At 40.7% G+C, this 20,797-nt stretch carries 17 protein-coding genes; 10 read left to right on the forward strand and 7 right to left on the reverse strand.

Features of this window, described 5'->3' with window-relative positions:
* Positions 1–76: 76 nt before the first annotated feature.
* Complete coding sequence (locus AN213_RS13500) at positions 77–3,004, reverse strand: TonB-dependent receptor domain-containing protein (protein WP_055198850.1); 2,928 nt, start codon at positions 3,002–3,004, stop codon at positions 77–79.
* 343 nt (positions 3,005–3,347) lie between these two features.
* Here AN213_RS13500 and AN213_RS13505 point away from each other — a divergent pair, with 343 nt between their 5' ends.
* From AN213_RS13505 to AN213_RS13535, 7 genes are all read left to right on the forward strand, one after another.
* Complete coding sequence (locus AN213_RS13505) at positions 3,348–5,042, forward strand: cyanophycinase (RefSeq protein WP_095209764.1); 1,695 nt, start codon at positions 3,348–3,350, stop codon at positions 5,040–5,042.
* Between the two features lie 87 nt (positions 5,043–5,129).
* Entirely contained in the window at positions 5,130–5,543 is a 414-nt protein-coding gene (locus AN213_RS13510) for a hypothetical protein (RefSeq protein WP_055198852.1), read from the forward strand.
* Positions 5,544–5,614: 71 nt separating this feature from the next.
* Positions 5,615–6,703: a 6-phosphofructokinase gene (locus AN213_RS13515; RefSeq protein ID WP_055198853.1), complete on the forward strand. Its 1,089-nt coding sequence runs from the start codon at positions 5,615–5,617 to the stop codon at positions 6,701–6,703.
* A 213-nt stretch (positions 6,704–6,916) separates the two neighbouring features.
* Complete coding sequence (locus AN213_RS13520) at positions 6,917–8,080, forward strand: efflux RND transporter periplasmic adaptor subunit (RefSeq protein ID WP_055198854.1); 1,164 nt, start codon at positions 6,917–6,919, stop codon at positions 8,078–8,080.
* Between the two features lie 12 nt (positions 8,081–8,092).
* Positions 8,093–11,224 carry an efflux RND transporter permease subunit gene (locus AN213_RS13525; RefSeq protein ID WP_055198855.1) on the forward strand — a complete coding sequence of 1,044 codons (3,132 nt, stop codon included), beginning with the start codon at positions 8,093–8,095 and terminating at the stop codon, positions 11,222–11,224.
* A complete protein-coding gene (locus tag AN213_RS13530) occupies positions 11,224–12,627 on the forward strand; it encodes an efflux transporter outer membrane subunit (protein WP_054563052.1) in 1,404 nt (467 codons plus the stop codon). The genes AN213_RS13525 and AN213_RS13530 overlap by 1 nt, the downstream gene beginning before the upstream one ends.
* A 128-nt stretch (positions 12,628–12,755) precedes the next feature.
* Positions 12,756–13,373 carry a TetR/AcrR family transcriptional regulator gene (locus AN213_RS13535; RefSeq protein WP_054563053.1) on the forward strand — a complete coding sequence of 206 codons (618 nt, stop codon included), beginning with the start codon at positions 12,756–12,758 and terminating at the stop codon, positions 13,371–13,373.
* An 8-nt stretch (positions 13,374–13,381) separates the two neighbouring features.
* Here the strand turns inward: AN213_RS13535 and AN213_RS13540 are convergent, their stop codons facing one another.
* Together AN213_RS13540 and AN213_RS13545 are read right to left on the reverse strand one after the other, a co-directional pair.
* Positions 13,382–14,479, reverse strand: coding sequence for a HupE/UreJ family protein (locus tag AN213_RS13540; protein ID WP_055198856.1), 1,098 nt, complete (start codon positions 14,477–14,479; stop codon positions 13,382–13,384).
* Positions 14,480–14,656: 177 nt separating this feature from the next.
* Positions 14,657–15,346: an anti-sigma factor domain-containing protein gene (locus AN213_RS13545; RefSeq protein WP_055198857.1), complete on the reverse strand. Its 690-nt coding sequence runs from the start codon at positions 15,344–15,346 to the stop codon at positions 14,657–14,659.
* A 304-nt stretch (positions 15,347–15,650) separates the two neighbouring features.
* Between AN213_RS13545 and AN213_RS13550 the strand changes: the two genes are divergently transcribed.
* Positions 15,651–17,273, forward strand: a complete 1,623-nt coding sequence (locus AN213_RS13550) for a diacylglycerol kinase family protein (RefSeq protein ID WP_055198858.1) — start codon at positions 15,651–15,653, stop codon at positions 17,271–17,273.
* A gap of 4 nt (positions 17,274–17,277) precedes the next feature.
* Here the strand turns inward: AN213_RS13550 and AN213_RS13555 are convergent, their stop codons facing one another.
* On the reverse strand, positions 17,278–17,544 hold the full coding sequence (locus tag AN213_RS13555) for a VF530 family DNA-binding protein (protein ID WP_055198859.1): 267 nt from the start codon (positions 17,542–17,544) through the stop codon (positions 17,278–17,280).
* A gap of 56 nt (positions 17,545–17,600) precedes the next feature.
* Positions 17,601–17,900, reverse strand: a complete 300-nt coding sequence (locus AN213_RS13560; RefSeq protein WP_055198860.1) for a DUF1496 domain-containing protein — start codon at positions 17,898–17,900, stop codon at positions 17,601–17,603.
* 77 nt (positions 17,901–17,977) lie between these two features.
* Here AN213_RS13560 and AN213_RS13565 point away from each other — a divergent pair, with 77 nt between their 5' ends.
* Complete coding sequence (locus tag AN213_RS13565; protein ID WP_054563059.1) at positions 17,978–18,208, forward strand: TIGR02647 family protein; 231 nt, start codon at positions 17,978–17,980, stop codon at positions 18,206–18,208.
* Positions 18,209–18,260: 52 nt separating this feature from the next.
* Here the strand turns inward: AN213_RS13565 and maiA are convergent, their stop codons facing one another.
* Together maiA and hmgA are read right to left on the reverse strand one after the other, a co-directional pair.
* Positions 18,261–18,890, reverse strand: a complete 630-nt coding sequence (gene maiA, locus AN213_RS13570; RefSeq protein ID WP_055198861.1) for a maleylacetoacetate isomerase — start codon at positions 18,888–18,890, stop codon at positions 18,261–18,263.
* Positions 18,890–20,194 carry a homogentisate 1,2-dioxygenase gene (gene hmgA, locus AN213_RS13575; protein ID WP_055198862.1) on the reverse strand — a complete coding sequence of 435 codons (1,305 nt, stop codon included), beginning with the start codon at positions 20,192–20,194 and terminating at the stop codon, positions 18,890–18,892. The genes maiA and hmgA overlap by 1 nt, the downstream gene beginning before the upstream one ends.
* Before the next feature lie 103 nt (positions 20,195–20,297).
* Here hmgA and AN213_RS13580 point away from each other — a divergent pair, with 103 nt between their 5' ends.
* Positions 20,298–20,753 (forward strand): MarR family winged helix-turn-helix transcriptional regulator, encoded by a 456-nt coding sequence (locus AN213_RS13580; protein WP_055198863.1) that lies wholly within the window; start codon positions 20,298–20,300, stop codon positions 20,751–20,753.
* Positions 20,754–20,797 lie beyond the last annotated feature (44 nt).

A 20,797-nucleotide genomic window follows, 5' to 3' on the forward strand; every position in this document is an offset into this window, starting at 1 on the left:
AATAATACTGAGAGTCGTTAGTTTAAGATAACGTAAGCTCAAAAGTGTGGGCGACTATTAAGTCGCCCATACCTTGCTAAAAGCGATAACTCAAACTTAACGTATAGCGACTACCATAAGCATTATGATTTATAGAATCAAAACCTCGGCTTGAACCATATAGTTTAGGCGGTTCTTTATCGAAGATATTATCGATACGAGCACGGATTGATAATGCATCATTGATAAAATACCCGGCAGATAAATCCCATACTAGCCAGTCATCAACATCGCGTTTTAACTCATCATTAAGCTCGCCAAGTTCTTCTAACTCATCTATTTCACGGCCACGTAGCCCTTCAATATCATCCTCATAACTACTGGTATAATTGGCACCTAGATTTATGTAATAACTCTCGGCATCCCAATCGATAGAGAATCTGCCTACATTTTCAGGGTAGCGATAAGTGCCGATTAACTTTTCGATTGCATCTGAACCGGGTTTGTTTCGCTCAAACTCTAAATAGTGTGTACCATCGAAAGCGAGTGTTAAGTTGCCTGTTGCAAAAAGAAAACGATGATCGAACTTAAAGTCGATACCCGCTAAGGTTTGTGTGCCGGTATTTTCCAGTGGAATAACATGGTCTCTAAATAGCGGCAGGAATAGCTCATCTTCTCGCGGATTAAACTCACTAATATAGTTTGTTAGGATCTCTGAAAGATTAGCGCCATCACTTTCTATATTAAGGCCTGCATTATCGGTTACTTCACACAACTGCTCTTCGTACGAAATACCTTGTTGGCCTTGTGGTACTAAGCCACAGTGACGAAGAGAAGCATCCGTGATTGCTCTATCTAGCACGGCAGTCATATTGGTATCGATGACTTGCTCATGATCAAAATGCCAATAATCGACAGTGAGATTGGTATTTACAGATGGGCTCCATGCAAAGCCAATACTGAGCGCTTCAGACTCTTCGGCTTTGAGTGCTTGATTACCTAGTTCTAGGCTGTTAACACTGACTTCTGTACCATCGCCCATACAGTATAAATCTGCAACAGCCTGATTTGCGCCACAATCAAAGCTTGATTGTGTGGTACGTAATTTTACGCCAGCTTGAGTTAATGAAGGTGCCCTAAAAGACGTTGACCAAGAGCTTCTAATAATTAGAGAATCTGAAGGGCGGTAGCTTAAACCTACTTTAGGGTTAAACGTTCCACCAAAGTCATCGTAATGATCGTAACGCCCAGCAACTTGCAGTTCTAGCTGCTCAGTAACTGGCATATTCAACTCTACAAATGCAGCGTACTGCGTACGGTCTGCTTCTGATAAGCTCGAGCCAAAACCAAAAACATCGACTAAATAACCATTTTCAGCACGCGCTTGTGAGTCTAAAGACGGAATATCTTTTAACTCTTCTCGGCGAGCCTCAATACCAAATGCAGCATAAATGGGTAACTCATTAAATGTAAATAAATCGCCATTAAAGTTTAAGTCCCATCCGTAGACTGTACTCTCACCATTTCTACTTGGGTTTGCTTTTGCAAGCTCAAGCACCGCATCATTATTAGCATCACCCTGTAAAAAAGGGTTGTAGAATGGCATTAACTGACCTTGCGCACAATTGAGCTGTGTTCCATCGTATGTAGCAGTTGAACCGTCGGAGCATAATTCACCAGTGATTGCAGCATGAAATTGGTAGCGGTTGTAAATACCATCAATCGCTTCTTGCTCTGACTTAGAACGAGAAAATGTTATACCTGACTCCCAACTCCAATCACCAATGTAACCAGCTAGGCTACTGACTAAGCGAAAGTTTTTAGTTTCAACTTCAACAGTTCGTGGTGAATTAAAACGTGCATCAAATGCAAAACCATACACATCTCGACCTGCTTGAGTGGTAAATGGATCAATATAAAGTTGGTCCATTAGGTCGTTACTGCCATCAGCGTTATCATAAATGAATAACGCATCTTCTAAGATATACGGACCATCATCGTCATTTATTTGATTGATTGGTGCAGGTGATGAATAGGCTTTTGATTTAGTTTGGCTATAGAAGAAATCGGTATGCCAATCTAAATCACCTAAGGTGCTGTTAAACATAAAGCCAGTTGAAAGGCTTTCAAATGGGGTTTCTAGGTAATCATCTTGGTTTGCATAGTAAGCACAAATTTGCTCACCATACTCAGTCGTGACAAGCTCTGTTTTACAGTTTGGCGCTGGTAGTTCATTGCCATCTCGGCTGCTGTAATAATAAATGTTTGGTGAGTTCTCAAGTTTCGGTAAATATGAGTAACCATTTACTAAATTAGGTGTTGCGGTATAACTTCTGTCTGTCGCTTTAAAGGCATTGCGGTCGTAAATATCAGCAAATACAGTTAAGTTACTTTCACCGATATTGGTCCCGTAGACTAAGTTAAGTTGTTTCTTAGCTTCGTCATGACTGTCAAAACTATTGGTGTAAGAAGTGTTTACTTCAGCTCCTTGATAGTCATCTTTGAGAATATAGTTAATAACACCAGCGACAGCATCAGCCCCATAAATTGCTGATGCGCCAGTGGCTAAAATATCAATGCGCTCGATTGCAGCAAGTGGAATTGAGTTCACATCGACAAAGTTTTCAGTGCCTGCTGCGAACGAGCTTGGTGCAACACGGCGGCCATTAATCAGCGTTAATGTTGCAGAAGGACCCATACCTCTTAAGCTTGCAGCGGATTGACCCGCTGGCGTTGAGGTTGATGTACCACCACTTTCAGATGTTGAAAAGGTACCGGATCCGCCTTTAAAAACGGATAAATCTTTTAATAATTCATGAATAGTGTTCGCTCCTGAGCGCTTGATTGCATCTTGGTCAAGCACTGTAAGCGGGATGGTTCCTTCTAAATCAACCCCTTTAATTCGTGATCCTGTTACTTCTACTCGTTCAATTTTTTCTGATTGTTGGTCGTTTTGAGCATACACAGCTTGTACTGGGCACAGCACAGCACTGATTGCTACAGCAATTGATAACTGACGAAACATATTGATTTACCTTTGTCTTAAAAAACACACGGCAAAACCGTGACGTTTTGAATAATTGTTATAATTTTTTAGACAGGGCAGTGGGTTATAGACACAACTAGCCCCTCACAGGAAGTGAGGTGTGGCTACTCGTCAAACCACTCCGAAAGGTAGTGTGGAGAGTAGAAATATGTGCAAAGCGATAATGCGTTTTTCAACATAATTCCAATCCGTAAGGTCTTTTGACAAAGCTAGCGATACAGTGCTAGCTTACTCGCGTTTTTAAATGTTCCTTTTTTTTATAGCAAGCAACAAAAAGCTGCGCAAGCAATTTTCTAATATTTTTTTACAAGAGTGTAACAATATGAACATCCTTAAGGAGCAAAAGACTAAATATCAAACTTCAGCTTTTTCTTTGGTATTTGGTTTGTTTTTCGCATCATTTGGCAGCAAAGTCTATGCAAATGATCAACAGCAAACGCTGGTCTTAGTCGGCGGATCTTTGACCACCTGCTCAAGTATGAGCCCTAAAAACTGTCTTTCGAGTAAACAGATTAGTGGTAAACAGAATAATCAATTTCGATTAAATAATGATGCTTTATCTGCAATAAAGACAAATTGGCCAACCAGGAATAAAAAAAATCGTCAGCAAACGCTTAAGGTATTAGCACAGATTGCACGTGAAAAGTCAGGTGTGATCACTAAAAGTGATATTTTATGGGCATGGCGTGATTTAGATAACAAGTTACTAAACGAACTCACAGATTCCGAATACAACTTTGTCATAGACTCACTTGAAGTTGCTGTAATAAATACAGATTCTACCCGTCAAAAAGAGCAGGTTAGTACAAGCGATAATAACGAACGTGCAGCCAATGATATTTTAGACTTTGTTGCTGCCTCATTAAAAACAACCACCGAATCACCAACAATTTTAGCGGTTACGGCTTCAAGCAGAGATCCATATGAATCAGCTGACTTTTATGAAGGGCTATTAAACTTTAAGGGTGTAGAATCAAGCTGGTTACCTTTAACACCCGCTTTAGCAAAAGCGATTACCAGTAAGCAATGTGAGAGTTTGGATTCTTTACGTACTGACTCTATGGGCGTTTTTAATCGTGAGACAATTTACCCTGATCGAATTAAGGCCGAAAAAGCGCTTTGTGATAAAGGGGTAGATCATTTAGTTAAACTGATTGAAAACGCGACGGGTATTATGTTTAACGGCGGCGATCAGAGTTTAACCAGAAAAGTACTGTTTGATGATAACGGTAAGCAATATCCTTGGACTCACGCAATTTTACAAAGACCATTACTTGTTGGCACAAGCGCAGGTACAGCGGTGCAAAGTGGTGGTAAAAATGCCTACGGCATAGTGCCGATGATTTCCAATGGTACAAGTTTAGCGGCAATGAGAGAAGGCTCGTTTGCGGTGTCTGCGCCGAGTGAGCGCTGTGAAAATGAATGCGGTGATAAGATTTCGGCTGACAGTCTTACCTATGAAAAACAAGGTGGGCTTGGCAGTTTTACTTATGGTGTCCTTGATACACACTTTAGCGAGCGCAACAGAACAATGCGTTTGGCAAGATTACTGGCAGATACCGGGCAACAGCATGGCTTTGGCATTGATGAGACCACCGCCCTTGTATCAATTCGTGCTGGTGAAACCGCACTAATGACGGTGATTGGTAAAAGCGGTGTCGTGCATGTTAAATCTGACGCTAAAAACAACGGAGCAATCAGTTATTGGCCTGCTGGTGCAGTTATTGATGTAACAAAGGATGGTTTTACTCTAGCTAAACGAACTGTTGATAATGCACTCCCTAGTATTAAAATTCCGCCACTGCCGATGCAGCGTTTTGGCACTATATTTTCAGATGCTAAATTACGTTCGCTTGTACAAGCTATGTGCTTAACACAAGAGCAACAAGCAGTCGCTCAACATGATGAGTTTTTATTGGATTTAAATGCCACTGACAATACTCATTATTACCGTGTAAATACGAGTAGTACAGGCTGTGCGGTAGAAAACCTAGCCTTTAAAGTTAAGACATTTTAACGATGTAAGGTACTGAAAAAGTAGTGGATGATTTGTTCGTTATTAGTTAGCGTAAGGCTAATAATGAACAAACCATGGAATGGGGTTATGAAATATAACGTACTACTTTTATTTATCTTTGGCTGTTTATTTGCCTATTTATCTATACCAGTCATAGGTTATGGCTCGGCTATTGCGATTCCAACCGAAGTACTTTCAGCCCTTTATGACTTGTCACCTAACTTTGCTTTATCAATGGTTGATATCGTGACTTTAGGCCTTCCTTTGTTAGCGTTACTTTTAGTATTTTTACTCATTAGTAAGTCTCTGTACCTTAAAGATAAAGCGTATTCATACTTTATATTGCTGACACCATTTTTAGCGCTGCATTTTTATTTTGCTGTTAACACCTTTTCTGCAAATATTGATAACACCACTTTACTGACTAGTCTGCCTAAGTATGTATTACTAGTGCTATTTGTTGCGCTTTTTTCTACGCATAAAAAACCAAGTTTTAGTTGATGTAAGTCATACGCGAAACTTCAATATATAAGCTAATCTGTAATTAATCAGTGAACGAAGTTGGTAACACAATGAAAAAATTACTGCTATTAACAAGTGGGGGTGATTGCCCTGGGCTCAATGGGGTGATCAGAGCGGTGGTTAAAGCAGCCGAACATGATGGCAATTGGCAGGTGTATGGTAGCCGAAGAGCATATTGTGGTGTGCTTGAAAAGCCAAATGATATTGTACACTTAACTAGTGAAGTTGTGGCGGGTATTCATGTTCGTGGTGGAACAATTCTCGAAACTGTTAATAAAGGGAATCCTACCGCATTTCCTGCAGAAATAGCGGGTGAACAAGTGTTTATTGACCGCTCTGATGAGTTAATCAGTATTATTAAGCAACTTGGTTTTGATGCCGTTATAAATATTGGTGGTGATGGTTCACATAGGGTATCTCAGCATTTATTTGAGCATGGCTTAAATATCGTAGGCGTTCCAAAAACTATTGATAATGATTTATATGGCACTGATTACACAATTGGTTTTCAGACTGCTGTCGACACCGCCACCGAAGCCATTGATCGTTTAATACCAACAGCGCAAAGTCATAACCGAGTGATTGTGACTGAAGTAATGGGGCGCGATGCCGGTTGGATTTGTTTGCATTCAGCCATTGCAGCTGGCGCAGAAGTCGCACTTATTCCAGAAATTCCTTACGATATTGAAGCGATTAAAGCCAAACTAACATCACGTTTTGATAAAGGTCACGGATTTGCCAACATTGTCATTTCAGAAGGAGCAAAACCTGTTGCTGGTGGTGTTGTTAGTAAACAATCAAATGAACTTGGTTACGAAAACCCAATGCTTGGTGGCATTGCTGAGCAGCTTGCTTCACAAATACGTGTGGCGCTTGATCTTGATGTAAGAGTAACCGTATTAGGGCATATTCAACGTGGAGGCACACCTAATGCGTTTGATAGGGTGCTTGCAGCAGAGTTTGGGGTGCAAGCATTCGAGCTAGTAAAGAAAGGCCAGTTTGGTTTTATTCCTGTCAGTAAAGACGGTGAAATTAAACCAATCAGTTTAAAAGAAGCTACTTCTGAATATCGCGTCATCCCTCTAGAACATTCTTTAATAGCAAGTGCCCGCGCAATGGGCATGTGTTTAGGCGAATAATCTGCGAATTGATATAACTTCAATTCGCATAACTAATAGTTTTAAAACAACTTTCTCAGTTACATTCGTAATAATTCAATTAGCAATTTATTTATTGCACAAAATTCATGCGTTAAAGCAAGCATTTTATTTAATGTAAAGTTCTTTAAAGATGGTTGATCTGTGCCTTTTTTAGTTTAGAATGATCGTTCACTCTAAACTAAGGAACTACACATGCAGCGCTCTCGCATTCCATTTTTTGCAGTGTCAGCTTTGGCTGGTGCTGTTTTATTATCAGGCTGCGGCCAATCAGAATCGGCTCAAGGGCAAACGCAGGCAGCTCAAGCTGTTCCTGTTGGCGTTATTGAGATGCAAAGCAAACCACTTACGCTAACTAAAGAATTACCGGGTCGTGTGGCTGCTTCACGTATCGCGCAAATTCGTCCGCAGGTTAACGGTATTATTCAATCTCGTATGTTTGTTGAAGGTGCTGAGGTTGAAAAAGGCCAAGCTTTATATCAGATTGACCCATCTACATTTGAAGCTGAAGTAGCGACTAGTAAAGCCGCTATTACTAAAGCTCAAGCAAGTATTGCAAATGCCAAAGCAAAAGCAGAACGCTATAAAGAGCTATTAAGTATCAAAGCAGTAAGCCAACAAGATTACGACGAAGCTGATGCAGCATACAAAGGTGCAAAAGCAGACTTACTAACGGCTCAAGCACAGCTTAAAACCGCTGAAATCAATTTAAACTACAGCAAAGTGTTAGCGCCAATTAGTGGTCAAATTGGTAAATCAGATGTCACTGCCGGTGCCCTTGTGAGTGCTAATCAAGCAACAGCATTAGCAACCATTACTCAATTAGACCCAATCTATGTTGATTTAACCCAGTCAAGCAGTGAACTAACACGTTTGAAAAAAGCCATTGCTGCGGGTGATCTTGATAAAGATGCCGCTTTACATTCAAAAGTTGAATTAAAGATGGAAGACGGCAGTACTTATCAACATAAAGGTACATTGCAATTCTCTGAAGTGACTGTTGATCCAAGCACAGGCTCAGTAACCTTACGTGCTGAATTTCCTAACCCAGAAAAATTACTACTACCAGGTATGTATGTTCGTGCAGTGATTGTTGAAGGTGTGAAAAGTGATGCGATTTTAGCACCGCAACGTGGCGTAAGCAGAAACACCAAAGGTGAGCCTACTGCCATGGTAGTAAGCAAAGACAATACCGTAGAAGCACGTGTGCTTAAAACTGATCGTACTGTTGGTTCAAACTGGTTAGTGACAGACGGTCTAAACAGTGGCGATAAGTTAATTGTTGAAGGTTTACAGAAAATCCGCCCAGGTGCACCAGTCAATGCAATGCCTGCAGAATCAGCAGCTAACAGCCAGTAACGGAGAAACTTAATGTCACGATTTTTTATTGATCGGCCCATATTTGCATGGGTGCTTGCTATCGTTGTGATGCTGGCAGGTATCTTAGCAATTAGAAGTTTGCCGGTTGCGCAGTATCCATCAATTGCACCACCTGCAATTAGTATTCAAGCCACATACCCTGGTGCGTCGGCCCGTACTCTAGAAGATACGGTTACACAGGTTATTGAACAAAAAATGAAAGGGCTAGATGGCTTGCTCTACATGTCTTCAACCTCTGAGTCTAACGGCTCAGCAACGTTAACCTTAACCTTTAGTGCAGATACAGACCCTGATATCGCACAGGTTCAAGTACAAAACAAATTGTCGCTTGCAACACCGTTATTACCAGAAGAAGTACAACGTCAAGGTGTGTCGGTTGCAAAATCTGCCCGTAACTTCTTAATGGTTGTAGGCTTTGTATCTGAAGACGGCAGTATGAACAATATCGATATCGGTGATTATGTTTCATCAAACGTGCTTGATATTATTTCTCGTGTAAACGGTGTAGGTGAAGTGCAGCTGTTTGGCTCTCAATATGCAATGCGTATTTGGTTAGACCCAGCTAAATTACTAAAATACTCATTAACTCCTGCTGATATTAGTGCTGCAATCAGTGCTCAAAATGCGCAAGTTTCAGCAGGTCAATTAGGTGCGTTGCCAGCAGTAAGTGGCCAACAATTAAATGCAACGGTAACTGCACAAAGCCGCTTACAAACACCTGAGCAATTTAGAAATATCTTTGTAAAAACCAATGCTGATGGTTCAGTTGTTCGTTTAAGTGATGTTGCTGATGTTGAATTAGGTGGTGAAAACTACGGTGTTGTTGCGCGTTTTAACGGCAAACCGGCATCAGGTTTAGGTGTTAAGCTTGCCAGTGGTGCTAATGCACTTGATACAGCTGATGGCGTAAAAGCGGCCCTTGCTGAACTTGAGCCTTTCTTCCCTGAAGGTTTAACAACGGTTGTTCCTTACGATACGACACCATTCGTATCACTTTCGATTGAAAAAGTTGTCAGCACTCTAATCGAAGCTGTTGTGCTGGTGTTCTTGGTAATGTACTTATTCTTACAGAACTTCAGAGCAACACTTATTCCGACTATTGCAGTACCTGTTGTATTGCTAGGTACGTTTGCTATCTTGCAAGTGTTTGGCTTCTCAATTAATACCTTAACCATGTTTGCGATGGTACTTGCCATCGGTCTACTTGTAGATGATGCAATCGTCGTGGTTGAAAACGTTGAACGTGTAATGACCGAAGAGAACTTATCTCCTCTTGAGGCAACACGTAAATCAATGGATGAAATCAAAGGTGCCCTTGTTGGTATTGCGATGGTGCTTTCGGCAGTATTTGTGCCTATGGCGTTCTTCCCAGGCTCAACAGGGGTTATTTATCGCCAGTTCTCAATTACCTTGGTAACTGCGATGAGTTTATCAGTGCTTGTTGCATTGATTTTAACGCCAGCTTTATGTGCGACAATGCTAAAACCAAGTCATGTACATAACGATAAGTCTTTATTTGGTCGTTTCTTCCTTGGCTTTAACCGTGGTTTTGACAGAACGAACTCGGGTACACAAGGTTTTGTTTCTCGCATGATCAAGCACAGTAAACGCTATTTACTTATTTACGGTTTAATCGTGGGTGGCATGGTGTTTATTTTCTCACAATTACCATCGGCATTCTTACCAGATGAAGACCAAGGTATTTTGTTTAACCAAGTAAGCTTACCTGCAGGTGCAACAACAGAGCAAACTTTAAAAGTTGTTGAAAAGATGGAACATCACTTCTTAGAAGAACAATCAGAAGCGGTTAAGTCTATCTTTACGGTAACAGGATTCAGCTTTGCAGGTTCTGGTCAAAACGCGGCAATCGGCTTTGTGGGTTTAAAACACTGGGATGAACGTCAGCGTCCTGATCTAACCGTCGGTGCGGTTGCGGGTAAAGCCATGGGATACTTCTCAACGATTAAAGAAGCGTTCGTATTTGCTTTCCCACCTCCTGCGGTTGTTGAGCTTGGTACTGCAAACGGTTTCACCTTGTTCTTACAAGATAGGGTTGGTCTAGGTCACGAAAAACTACTTGAAGCACGTAACATGTTTTTAGGTATGGCTGCACAAAACCCTGTGTTATCAGGTGTGCGTCCGAATGGTCAAGAAGATAAACCTGAGCTAGAGCTTGATATTGATTTGGCAAAAGCCGAAGCATTAGGTCTTACTCAAGCAGATATCAATAATACGTTATCAACGGCTTGGGGTAGTAGCTATGTAAATGACTTTATTGACCGTGGTCGTGTGAAAAAAGTGTACTTACAAGGTACGCCTGAATCACGCATGGTGCCAGAAGACTTAGATGAGTGGTATGTCCGTAACGCCAATGCTGACATGGTGCCATTTACTGCCTTTGCTCATTCTTATTGGACATATGGCTCACCACGTCTTGAGCGTTATAACGGCTTTTCAGCGATGGAAATCCAAGGTGCGGCTGCACCGGGCTACAGTACTGGTCAAGCGATGGCTGAAGTTGAGAAAATGGTTAAGAAATTACCACCGGGCGTATCGTTCGAATGGACAGGAATTTCATATGAAGAACGTTTAAGTGGTGGTCAAGCGCCATTACTTTATGCACTTTCATTGTTGGTGGTATTCCTATGTTTAGCGGCGTTATATGAAAGCTGGTCAGTTCCTGCTGCAGTTATGCTAATTGTACCGCTTGGTGTATTTGGTGCGTCGATTGCGTCATTTGTATTTAATTTATCAAACGATATTTATCTCCAAGTGGGTCTATTAACCACCATAGGTCTGGCATCAAAAAATGCCATCTTAATTGTAGAGTTTGCTATTCATAAAATGGATGAAGGTATGAAACTTGTCGATGCCGCGGTAGCAGCTATTCGTCTACGTTTACGTCCAATCTTTATGACATCAATGGCATTTGTGTGTGGTGTACTACCACTAGCAATTGCATCAAGTGCAGGCTCAGGTGCACAAAACGCACTAGGTATTGCTGTTATTGGCGGTACTCTTGCGTCATCGACCATTGTAGTAATCTTTGTGCCGCTGTTCTTTGTACTGGTGCGCCGAGTATTCCCAGGCAAAACAAAATCAACTAATGAGGAGCAGGCATAATGAAAGCTAAACTTATCTCAGTGTCTGTTGCTGCACTTATGTTATCTGCCTGTAATATGGCGCCAGATATGGAGCAACGTGAATTACCCGTTGCTCAAAACTATGATATCCAAGGTACAGCGGGCGATATCAATGCGCTCAATTGGCAGTCATTTTTCAGTAATGCGCAACTTCAACAGTTGATTGCGCTAACGCTGGAAAACAACAAAGATATTAAAACTGCTGCACTGAATGTGCAGCAGGTTAGAGCAATGTACCAGATTGAAGATTCAGCGCTTTACCCAAGCATTGATTTCAATGCATCGGGTACTCGTCAGCGTCTTCCGGCAGATTTATCTGGTACTGGTCAAGCAACTATCTCTGAAAACTATTCAGCAACTGTAGGCCTAACCGCTTACGAGATTGATCTTTGGGGCAAAGTACGTAACCAATCAGAGCAAGCATTACAAAACCTATATTCGGCTGAATACAGTTTGACTAGTGTGCGCATTAGTTTGATCTCCGAATTAGTGAATGCATGGCTTAACTATGCGACGGATAAAGAGCTATTGGCTTTAGCAAACGAGACGTTGAAGTCTCAGCAGCAGTCTTTAGAGCTAACCCGTAAAACATTTGCACTAGGTGCTGCTTCTCAGTTAACGCTATCGCAACTTGAAAGTACAGTAGCAACCGCTAAGGTCGATATTGCAAACTATCAGCGTTTACTTAAGCGCGATAAAAATGCCCTCGATTTTCTAGTGGGTAAAACCGTAACTGCAGATTTATTACCAAGTGAAAGTATAGATGATGTACTTAGTTTGCCTGATGTGCCAGTAGGGTTACCGTCTGAGCTCTTGACTCAGCGACCTGATATCAAAGCTGCAGAGCATGATTTATTGGCTGCCAATGCAAATATTGGTGTGGCAAAAGCGGCATTTTATCCAAGCATCAGTTTAACCGCGAATGCGGGGACAGCTTCAGCTGACTTGAGTAATCTTTTTGATTCAGGTTCTGGGACTTGGAGCTTTGTGCCTTCGGTAAACTTGCCTATTTTTAACATGGGTCGTAATCAAGCTAATCTCGATGTTGCAAAAGCTCAGCAAGAAATAGCTATAACCAGTTACGAGCAAACCATTCAACAGGCATTTAAAGAAGTATCTGATGCCCTTGCTGACCGTGAAGGTTATATGCATCAGCTAGATGCCCTGAATGACTTGTATCAAAGTAATGAGCTATCTTTTACTTTATCGGATGCACGTTTTCAAAAAGGCGCCGACAGCTACTTGCAAGTATTGGATGCACAACGAAATTGGTACAGTGCAGGACAACGGTTAATTTTGGGTAAGCAAGCGTATCTGGCGAGCCAAATTAATTTGTATAAAGCACTAGGTGGCGGCTGGAACGCACAAAAAACTGTGCAATAAATCAGCGAAAGCATAATTTATTTAAGGTTTTGCAGGTTCTTAGTTGTTTTGACTCTCCTCAAAGATTAAGATCCTGTAAACCTTGTTTAAATTAAAGTTAACCCTAGTCAGTAAAGCTTGGAGAAACCATGACGCAAAAAACGAAAAGACACAATGACCCTGCGCTTGCTGAGGCAAGACGTAATCAAGTGCTTTGTGCCGCAGCGGATTGTTTTCGACGTAAAGGTTATCATGGCGCGGGAATGGCCGAAATTTCTAAAACCGCGGGTATGAGTGCTGGCCACATCTACAATTACTTCGCCAGTAAAGAAGCGATTATAGAATCGATTGTTGAGCGTGATATGGAAGAAATGTTCTCAATCTTTAAAGAGTTTGCTGATAAACCTGGCGATCGTGTCAATGTATTACTAGATGGTCTAGGTAGAGGCGTTGAGCGCCATACCGATTTGAATCAAGGTGCGCTTGATTTAGAAATGCTCGCCGAAGCTGCACGCAATGAAAAAGTGGCTAACTTATTACGTGAGTCAGATAGCCACGCTCGTGATTCTATGCGTGAATTATTAGTGGGTGAAAGAGGGCCATTACAAGGTACTGCACTTGAAGAAGTGAATGCCCGTATTGAAGTGATGTTTTCAGTAATGGGTGGCTTGTTACTGCGCAAAATGCTCAACCCTGATTTAGATATTCATGAGTTACTTAAAGCGCTACGTCCAACAATGAAAACCTTATTGTTACCCTTTGAATAAAGCGCTTATTAAAAGCGCTCTATAGACCATTGGATTGCCATAATGGCAATGAGCACTGAACCTGCTGGCATAATGGCTTTTTTGTACCAGGGACTATTTCTAAGTAGCATTAGTAGTGGTAAACAAATTGCTAAAATAACCAGTTGACCAATCTCAACCCCTAAATTAAAGGCTAAAATACTCATTAGCTGGTATTCATTTGATAAACCAAGCTCACCTAAAACACTCGCAAACCCCATACCGTGTAATAGACCAAAACAGAATGTGATCCAGCCTAAGCGCACAATCATTGGCCAAATATTATTTATTGCAGCAAATAATACAGAAAGCGCGATACCTAATTCTACCCATCGGGTGTTTGGCGATATGATATTCATAGCAGTCGCTGTTAGGGTAATTGAGTGAGCAAGTGTAAAAGCGGTGATGATCCAAGCTGTATCAATTAGAATTTGTTTTTTAGACTCGACACGTTGCCACTCGCCTTGCTTACGAACTAACACACAGCCCAGTAATAGCGCGATTAAAAACAAAATATGATCGGTGCCCATCCAAATATGTAATATGCCTTGATGTACATATTCAATAAACGTTGTGCTGAAGCTTTGCTCTTTAAAGTTTATAACTTGTTTTGGCGTATTTTGTTCAAATACGCGGCTTGATTTAGCAATGGCAGCAATTGCTTGATGATGCTCATCTATATCAAATAGGGCTGTGTAATTAACTGTTATAGAACTATCAGATGGACAATCAACTTGTAGTGGCACATGGATATACGACTGATTAAAGTGGTTATCTATACTGAGTGCACCATCAATCGTGACCTTGCAGCTTTGATTTTGTTGTAACACATTAAAATGGCTATTTAGATAGTCTAATACTGCTTGCTGCTGTGATGTAATTTCATGCCATGTAATTACATTATCCTGATTTTTATCGAAGTTGAGCGCTTTATCGAGATCATTCACCGAGGCTTGCCAAGAGCCTACTAGCAATAGCTTATTGCTCGTTTGTTGTTCTAAATTAAGATAAGCGGTGCTTTGCTGGTGGGCGTGACAGATAGAGCTAAAAATTAATAGAAATAGCGTAAACAACAACGACTTTTTCATTTTTATTCCTAAGATAATACAAGGAGACGAGTCTAATACTCGAATTACCGCCTATTTTTTAAAGCGGATATAAAAAGGGGCTGTAACTATAGCAAGTACAAAGGTTTATCGAATAGGTCGTTTATCTTAGAAATAATGGCTTTGCTCGTATTTATATTGTTTCTAGTCTGTGTATGATTAGTTCGCATCGAGTACGGCTGTATAAATAATTTCGCTTGGGCTACCTGATTGTGAGCCGCCAATTGGCTCACGGCTTATTGCAAGTAAAGTGATATTCTGTGGTTTAAATAATGCATTTCGGGCAATTTCTTTACTATCTGATTTTGGTAGTAAAGCAATAGGGATGGCGCTCGGGTAGCCTTTTAAACGGATCCACAACTGGTAATCATAATCAGTTTGTAAACTCATGCCGCTAGCTGCTTTAAGTAAAATACTGTGATCGCTTATATCTAAATTCCAAACTGGCTTATTTGCTGAGTCATAAAACGTTACCGAGTGATTGATTTTATCACTAAACGACTCTTGCGGTTGCCAAGTAATTAATACCAACACAATACAAACCGCTGTTGCAATAGCAGCCCAAGCCTTAAATATTCCATATTTAGGTTCTTTTGCTTTCTTCTGTGTTGGTAAAAAAAGTGGGTCAATCCGTTTTGTTATTTTATCCCAAACTTGCTGATCAGGTGGGTTAGATTCAATCGCGTTTTCTAGGTTTTTTATATGTCTTTGCCATAAGGAGGTTGCGTATCGGGCTCGAGGAGAGGTACGCATTAAGCGGCTAAATCTATCTCGGGCATGGCCATGTAAAGTGCCTAAAACATATTCTGCTGCAAGTAAATTAAGTAGCGTTTGGTCATCGTATTTCATAACGAATTAGGCTCGGGTTGATTTAAATTTTTAACGAAAGCTCTACTAAAAACCTGTCATTATTAGGCATGGCTTTTAACTTAGACTAGCAGGGAAAGAGTACTTGGCAAATCTATCAAATTGGTTCTATGTAAATTATTGTAAGTTATTCATAAAATTGTGAAAAAATGTCCTAAACTAAAATGGTAAGCTTTTTTATAAATGCTAAGTTACTGATTTTAAATAGCCAGTAGGGGTAATTGAACGGCTTTTACTGGAGTGAAACTTGCAACGTAGTATGCAATTAGAATAACAAGGAGTGATTATGTGGGCAGCATTTAGTTACTTAGCTTTAGCGATTGTATTTATAATTGCGGCTATTCGGGTAGAAACTGTTTACTTTGCGCTGTTTTTTTATTGGACGGCTTTGTCGTTACTTTTGGTTAGTGGCGCATATTTTTTTAATATTGCACGTATTTTTAGAAAACGTGAAAATGGCGTTATTCCTATCTATATTCGTTGGGCTTTTATTCCATTTTTATTGGGTGCACAACTTTACAATGCTTGGTCGAGAAAACACGATAAAGTGCCACCATTACAACAAATTAATGAGCATTTATTTTTAGCCTGTCGTTTATTTCCTTCAGATATAGACACCATGAAAGAAATGGGTATTACAGCTATTTTAGATGTAACTTGTGAGTTTGATGGCCTTGAATGGTCTTCTACGCAAGAGAATATTCGTTATTTAAATATCCCTGTACTTGATCATAGCGTGCCAACACGCGCGCAATTACACCAAGCGATTAATTGGATTGACCATCAAGTAAAAGCAGATAGACGTGTCGTAGTACATTGCGCTCTAGGGCGTGGCCGTTCAGTATTTGTGATGGCAGCTTACTTGCTTAGCCAAAACAAAGATGCCGATGTGCACCAAGTACTCGCACAAATTAAAGAAACCAGAGAAACTGCAAATTTAAACAAGCGCCAGCTGCGTCATCTTGTGCGTCGCCATCGTAGAGGTGACTTGTTAATCAAAAATAAAGCTGTGCTCATTGCTAATCCTGTTTCTGGCACAAAACTGTGGGAAGCTAAACGTAAGCAAATTACCTCTCGTTTGTCTGAGTATTACGATTTAACTGTTTACACCACGTCAGAACAGGTAAATGGTACTGAGTTGGCCAAAGAAGCACTTGAATTGAACCCTGATGTAGTCATCGCCTGTGGTGGCGATGGTACAGTAACAGAGGTTGCAAGTGTACTTGTTAATACAGAGTGTAAACTGGGGATTATTCCTTTAGGTACTGCAAATGCCCTCGCTCATGTGTTGATGGGGATACAATCGAAGCTTATTCCGGTAGAGCAGGCGTGTGAGCTTATTATTGAAGGGCAGGCGAGTCGAATAGATACCGCTGTGTGTAATGGCAAGCGTATGTTATTACTAGCAGGGATTGGTTTTGAACAAAAGATGATTGAAAAAGCCCATCGTGATGCTAAAAATGAGTCTGGGCAATTAGCTTATTTACAAGGATTTTGGCAGGCATTAGGTGAGCATGAAGCGCAAGACTATGTTGTTACTCTTGATAATAACGATGAGCAAACAATCAATACCACCAGTTTAATCATCGCCAACGCCGCGCCATTTACTACTTTACTTGCTCAATCTGCAGGGCAGCCAGATCACCAAGATGGTTTACTTGATGTTAACTGGCTAACACCTAGTGCCGATTCTAAAGCGAGTACTTTAAGTATTGCGGAGTTAGTGTTCTCGAGTATTACGCAAACTAGTTTTGCTATTAACAGTCACCACACAAATGCTAAACGAGTGACAGTAAGCGCAGAAAAAGGGTTGAGCTATGTTATTGATGGTGAAGTTAAAACTGCAGATAAACTAGAGGTGGAGATATCACCGAAATCGCTTTCGGTGATTGTAGCAGCTGAAGATTAAGTGGTTACTTTTTGATGCTTTTCCATTGGAAAGTGCCATCATCAGCTTGGTCATTATCGATAAAGGTATCAATATATAACTGCTCTACTTTTTCTCGTGCCCAAGGGGTCTTTCGTAAAAATTTAAGACTCGACTTTACACTTGGGTCATTCTGAAAGCAGCGTACATCGACGTGCGCTGCCATACCTTCCCAACCAAGTTTTTCTTCAAGTTTAGTAACGATGTCGGCTAATTTAACGCCATGTAACGGATTATTTGGTTGATTGTCCATGATAAATCTTAGGTTATTTGCAACCGCGCAATAGTACCCTATTTGTGCGTTTTAAGCTAATTGACGTGAATCGTTTTCGCTTGTTTAGGGTAAATAATCTCGCCATTAGCATTTAGTCTGAGCCATGCCAAATCACTGTTTGAAAAATTAGGCTGTTTGGCAGTGCAAATTAACTTAATATCGCCAACGGCAATATAGGCACCTTCGGTATAGCGTTTATTTTCATACCAACACACTTTTTGATTGTTTAATGCCTCTTGACCATCAAGCACGATTAGTGGTTTTTCCTTTGCTAGTGCTTGGTTTAGAAACCCTAAAGTAAACAAAGTACTTAACAGTAAAATTTTCTTTAACAAAATACGCCTCCCGTTGGGCAGATTTGTATAACTACACTAAGCTTATGACAAGGAATAAATAATAAAAAGGTGAACACATGCAATTTGATAAAAATATGATCGACGAACTAACCCTGCTTGCAAAATTTCCTCGCAACTCTCAAATGCAGGGAATTAAAATTCATTCCGATGCCGAAAGCTCAATTAAAGATGCAGCAAAACGTCTTTATGATAAAGGTATTACAGATAGTCCTGATGGGGGCTACTTAACCGACTTAGGGCTCGATTTAATTAACCATGTGAGTGTGATTAATTCAGCGCTTAGATAACAATAAAAAAGGCCCGAAGTGTTCGGGCCTTTTTAACTACAAATCTTAAAGCTTAAATTGCATCTGGCTGATTTTGTGGTGCAGCATCAATAAAGGCATCAAGCTTATTACATTGCTCATATACCGCAGCAATTTTAGGGTACTTGGTCATATCAACTTTAAAGCGCAAGGCATTAAATACTTGCGGCACTAAGCACACATCAGCAAGCGTTGGTTTGTTGCCCACACAAAAAGTGTTCGCTTCATCAAGTAGCTTTTCAATACTCTCAAAGCCAACTTCTACCCAATGCTTATACCAGGTCGTTTTTGCTTCTTCATCAACACCAAGATCGTTAGCCAAGTACTTTAATACACGCAAATTATCGATAGGGTGGATATCGCAAGCTACGGCATAACATAAATTACGGATCTGAGCTTTTTGCCATGCATCACCCGTTAAAAGAGGCGTTTCTGGATGAGTTTCTTCTAACCACTCTAAAATAGCCAGCGATTGCGCAAGTACACCTTGATCAGTTTCAAATGCTGGCAATAACCCTTGTGGGTTTTTAGCTAGGTACTCGTCACTTTGTTGCTCTGATTTTAATAAATTAACCGTTACTAACTCGTGATCAATGTTCTTTAAATTAAGCGCAATGCGAACTCGGTATGCAGCTGATGAACGAAAATAGCTATAAAGTTTCATTATACGTCCTGTTTACCTGTGAAATGTTTTTTAATAGTGCGCCAACAGTCAGTGTAATTAGGCTGACGCTCTTTACCTTCAAGGGCATATTTAGTTGGTGAAATAACGTAACGCGATTCGAACATAAATGCCAAAGTGTTTTCGTAGCGTTGTGGTTCAAGCTCAGCATTTGATGCTTTTTCGAATACATCTGCTTCTGGACCATGTGGCGACATACAGTTATGTAAGCTAGAACCACCTGGTACAAAGCCATGCTCTTTGGCATCGTACACACCTTCGATTAAGCCCATAAACTCACTCATAATATTACGGTGGTAATAAGGTGGGCGGAATGTGTTCTCAGCCACCATCCAACGCGGAGGGAAGATAGCAAAATCGATATTAGCGACACCTTCTGTACCCGATGGTGATGTTAATACAGTAAAGATTGATGGATCTGGGTGATCGTAACTTACTGTATTCATAACATTGAATCGAGCAAGGTCATACTTGTAAGGTGCACTGTTACCCGTCCAAGCAACCACATCCAATGGCGAGTGCCCAATATCACAACGGAACATATTGCCATTGAATTTAGCTACGAGTTCGAAATCACCTTCTACATCTTCAAAAGCCGCTACAGGGTAGTGGAAGTCACGGTCATTGGCATAACCATTGGCACCCACTGGGCCGCGCTCTGGTAAAATATAGGCATGGCCATAGTTTTCACAGATGTAGCCACGGGCTGTATCAGTGAGCAAATCAACTGCGAACTTAATGCCACGAGGAATTACGGCAATTTCTCCTGCACGAACGGTTAGTTGCCCGCACTCAGTTCTAAGTAATAGTTCACCTTGTTGCGGCACAAATAACATTTCACCATCAGCATTATAAAAGTAACGGTGTTGCATTGATTTATTAGCGACATAAATATGAATACCAATACCTGTTTGTGCATTGGCACTGCCGTTGGCAGCCATAGTGACTAAACCATCTATAAAATCAGTTGGCTGTGCTGGAATTTCAATCGGATCCCAACGTAGCATTGTCGGGGGTGTTGGCACTTCTGTAATAGGAGCAGTGCGAATAAGGCCATTATCAATTGGCGTGTAATCACCTTGTATTACTGACGGGCGGATGCGGTAAAACCAAGTACGACGGTTATCAGCACGGGGCGCTGTAAATGCCGTTGTGCTGAACTGCTCAGCATATAAATCGTATTTAACTTTTTGCGGGCTGAATTGACCGATAGGTAATGCACCGGGTAATGCTTCGGTTTCAAATTCATTACCAAAGCCTATCATATATTGTAATTCGTTATTCATCACTAGACTCCTAAAAGGTTTTAGGTAAGATACTCTCATGTGAGACTAAATTCAAACTACATTGAATTTACATGTGTAAATATTCTTTGACAGTAGTGCAGCCATGACGACAGATAAGCAAACAACGCTCGATTTAAAACAGTTCTTACCTTATTCATTAACCAATATTGCAATGCAAATGAGTGAGCAGTTTAGTGAGCTATATCAACAGCAGTTCGATTTAACCGTGCCACAATGGCGGATAATTGCGAATTTGGCCCAATATGGTGAGCGCACTGCGAAAGAATTATGTGATATGGCACAAATGGATAAATCAACGGTGTCTCGTGCAGTAAAGTCGCTATTGGCCAGAAACCTTATAATAGCCAAAGAAAACCCTAAGGATAAACGCGCAAGTTTGTTATCACTATCCATTGAGGGGAACCGTTTGCATGAGCAAATTGTGCCATTAGCAAATGAGTGGCAAGCAAGTTTAGTGAGCGACTTAGATAGCCAAGAACTTAAACAATTTATGAACACTCTTAGTAAGCTTTCCAATCACTTAAATAAAAATGTGTAATTCTGTAATCAAGGCTTTATAGCAATTGATTTAGACAATCGATA

The organism is Pseudoalteromonas sp. P1-8, assembly GCF_001399985.1.
GTDB lineage: Bacteria > Pseudomonadota > Gammaproteobacteria > Enterobacterales > Alteromonadaceae > Pseudoalteromonas.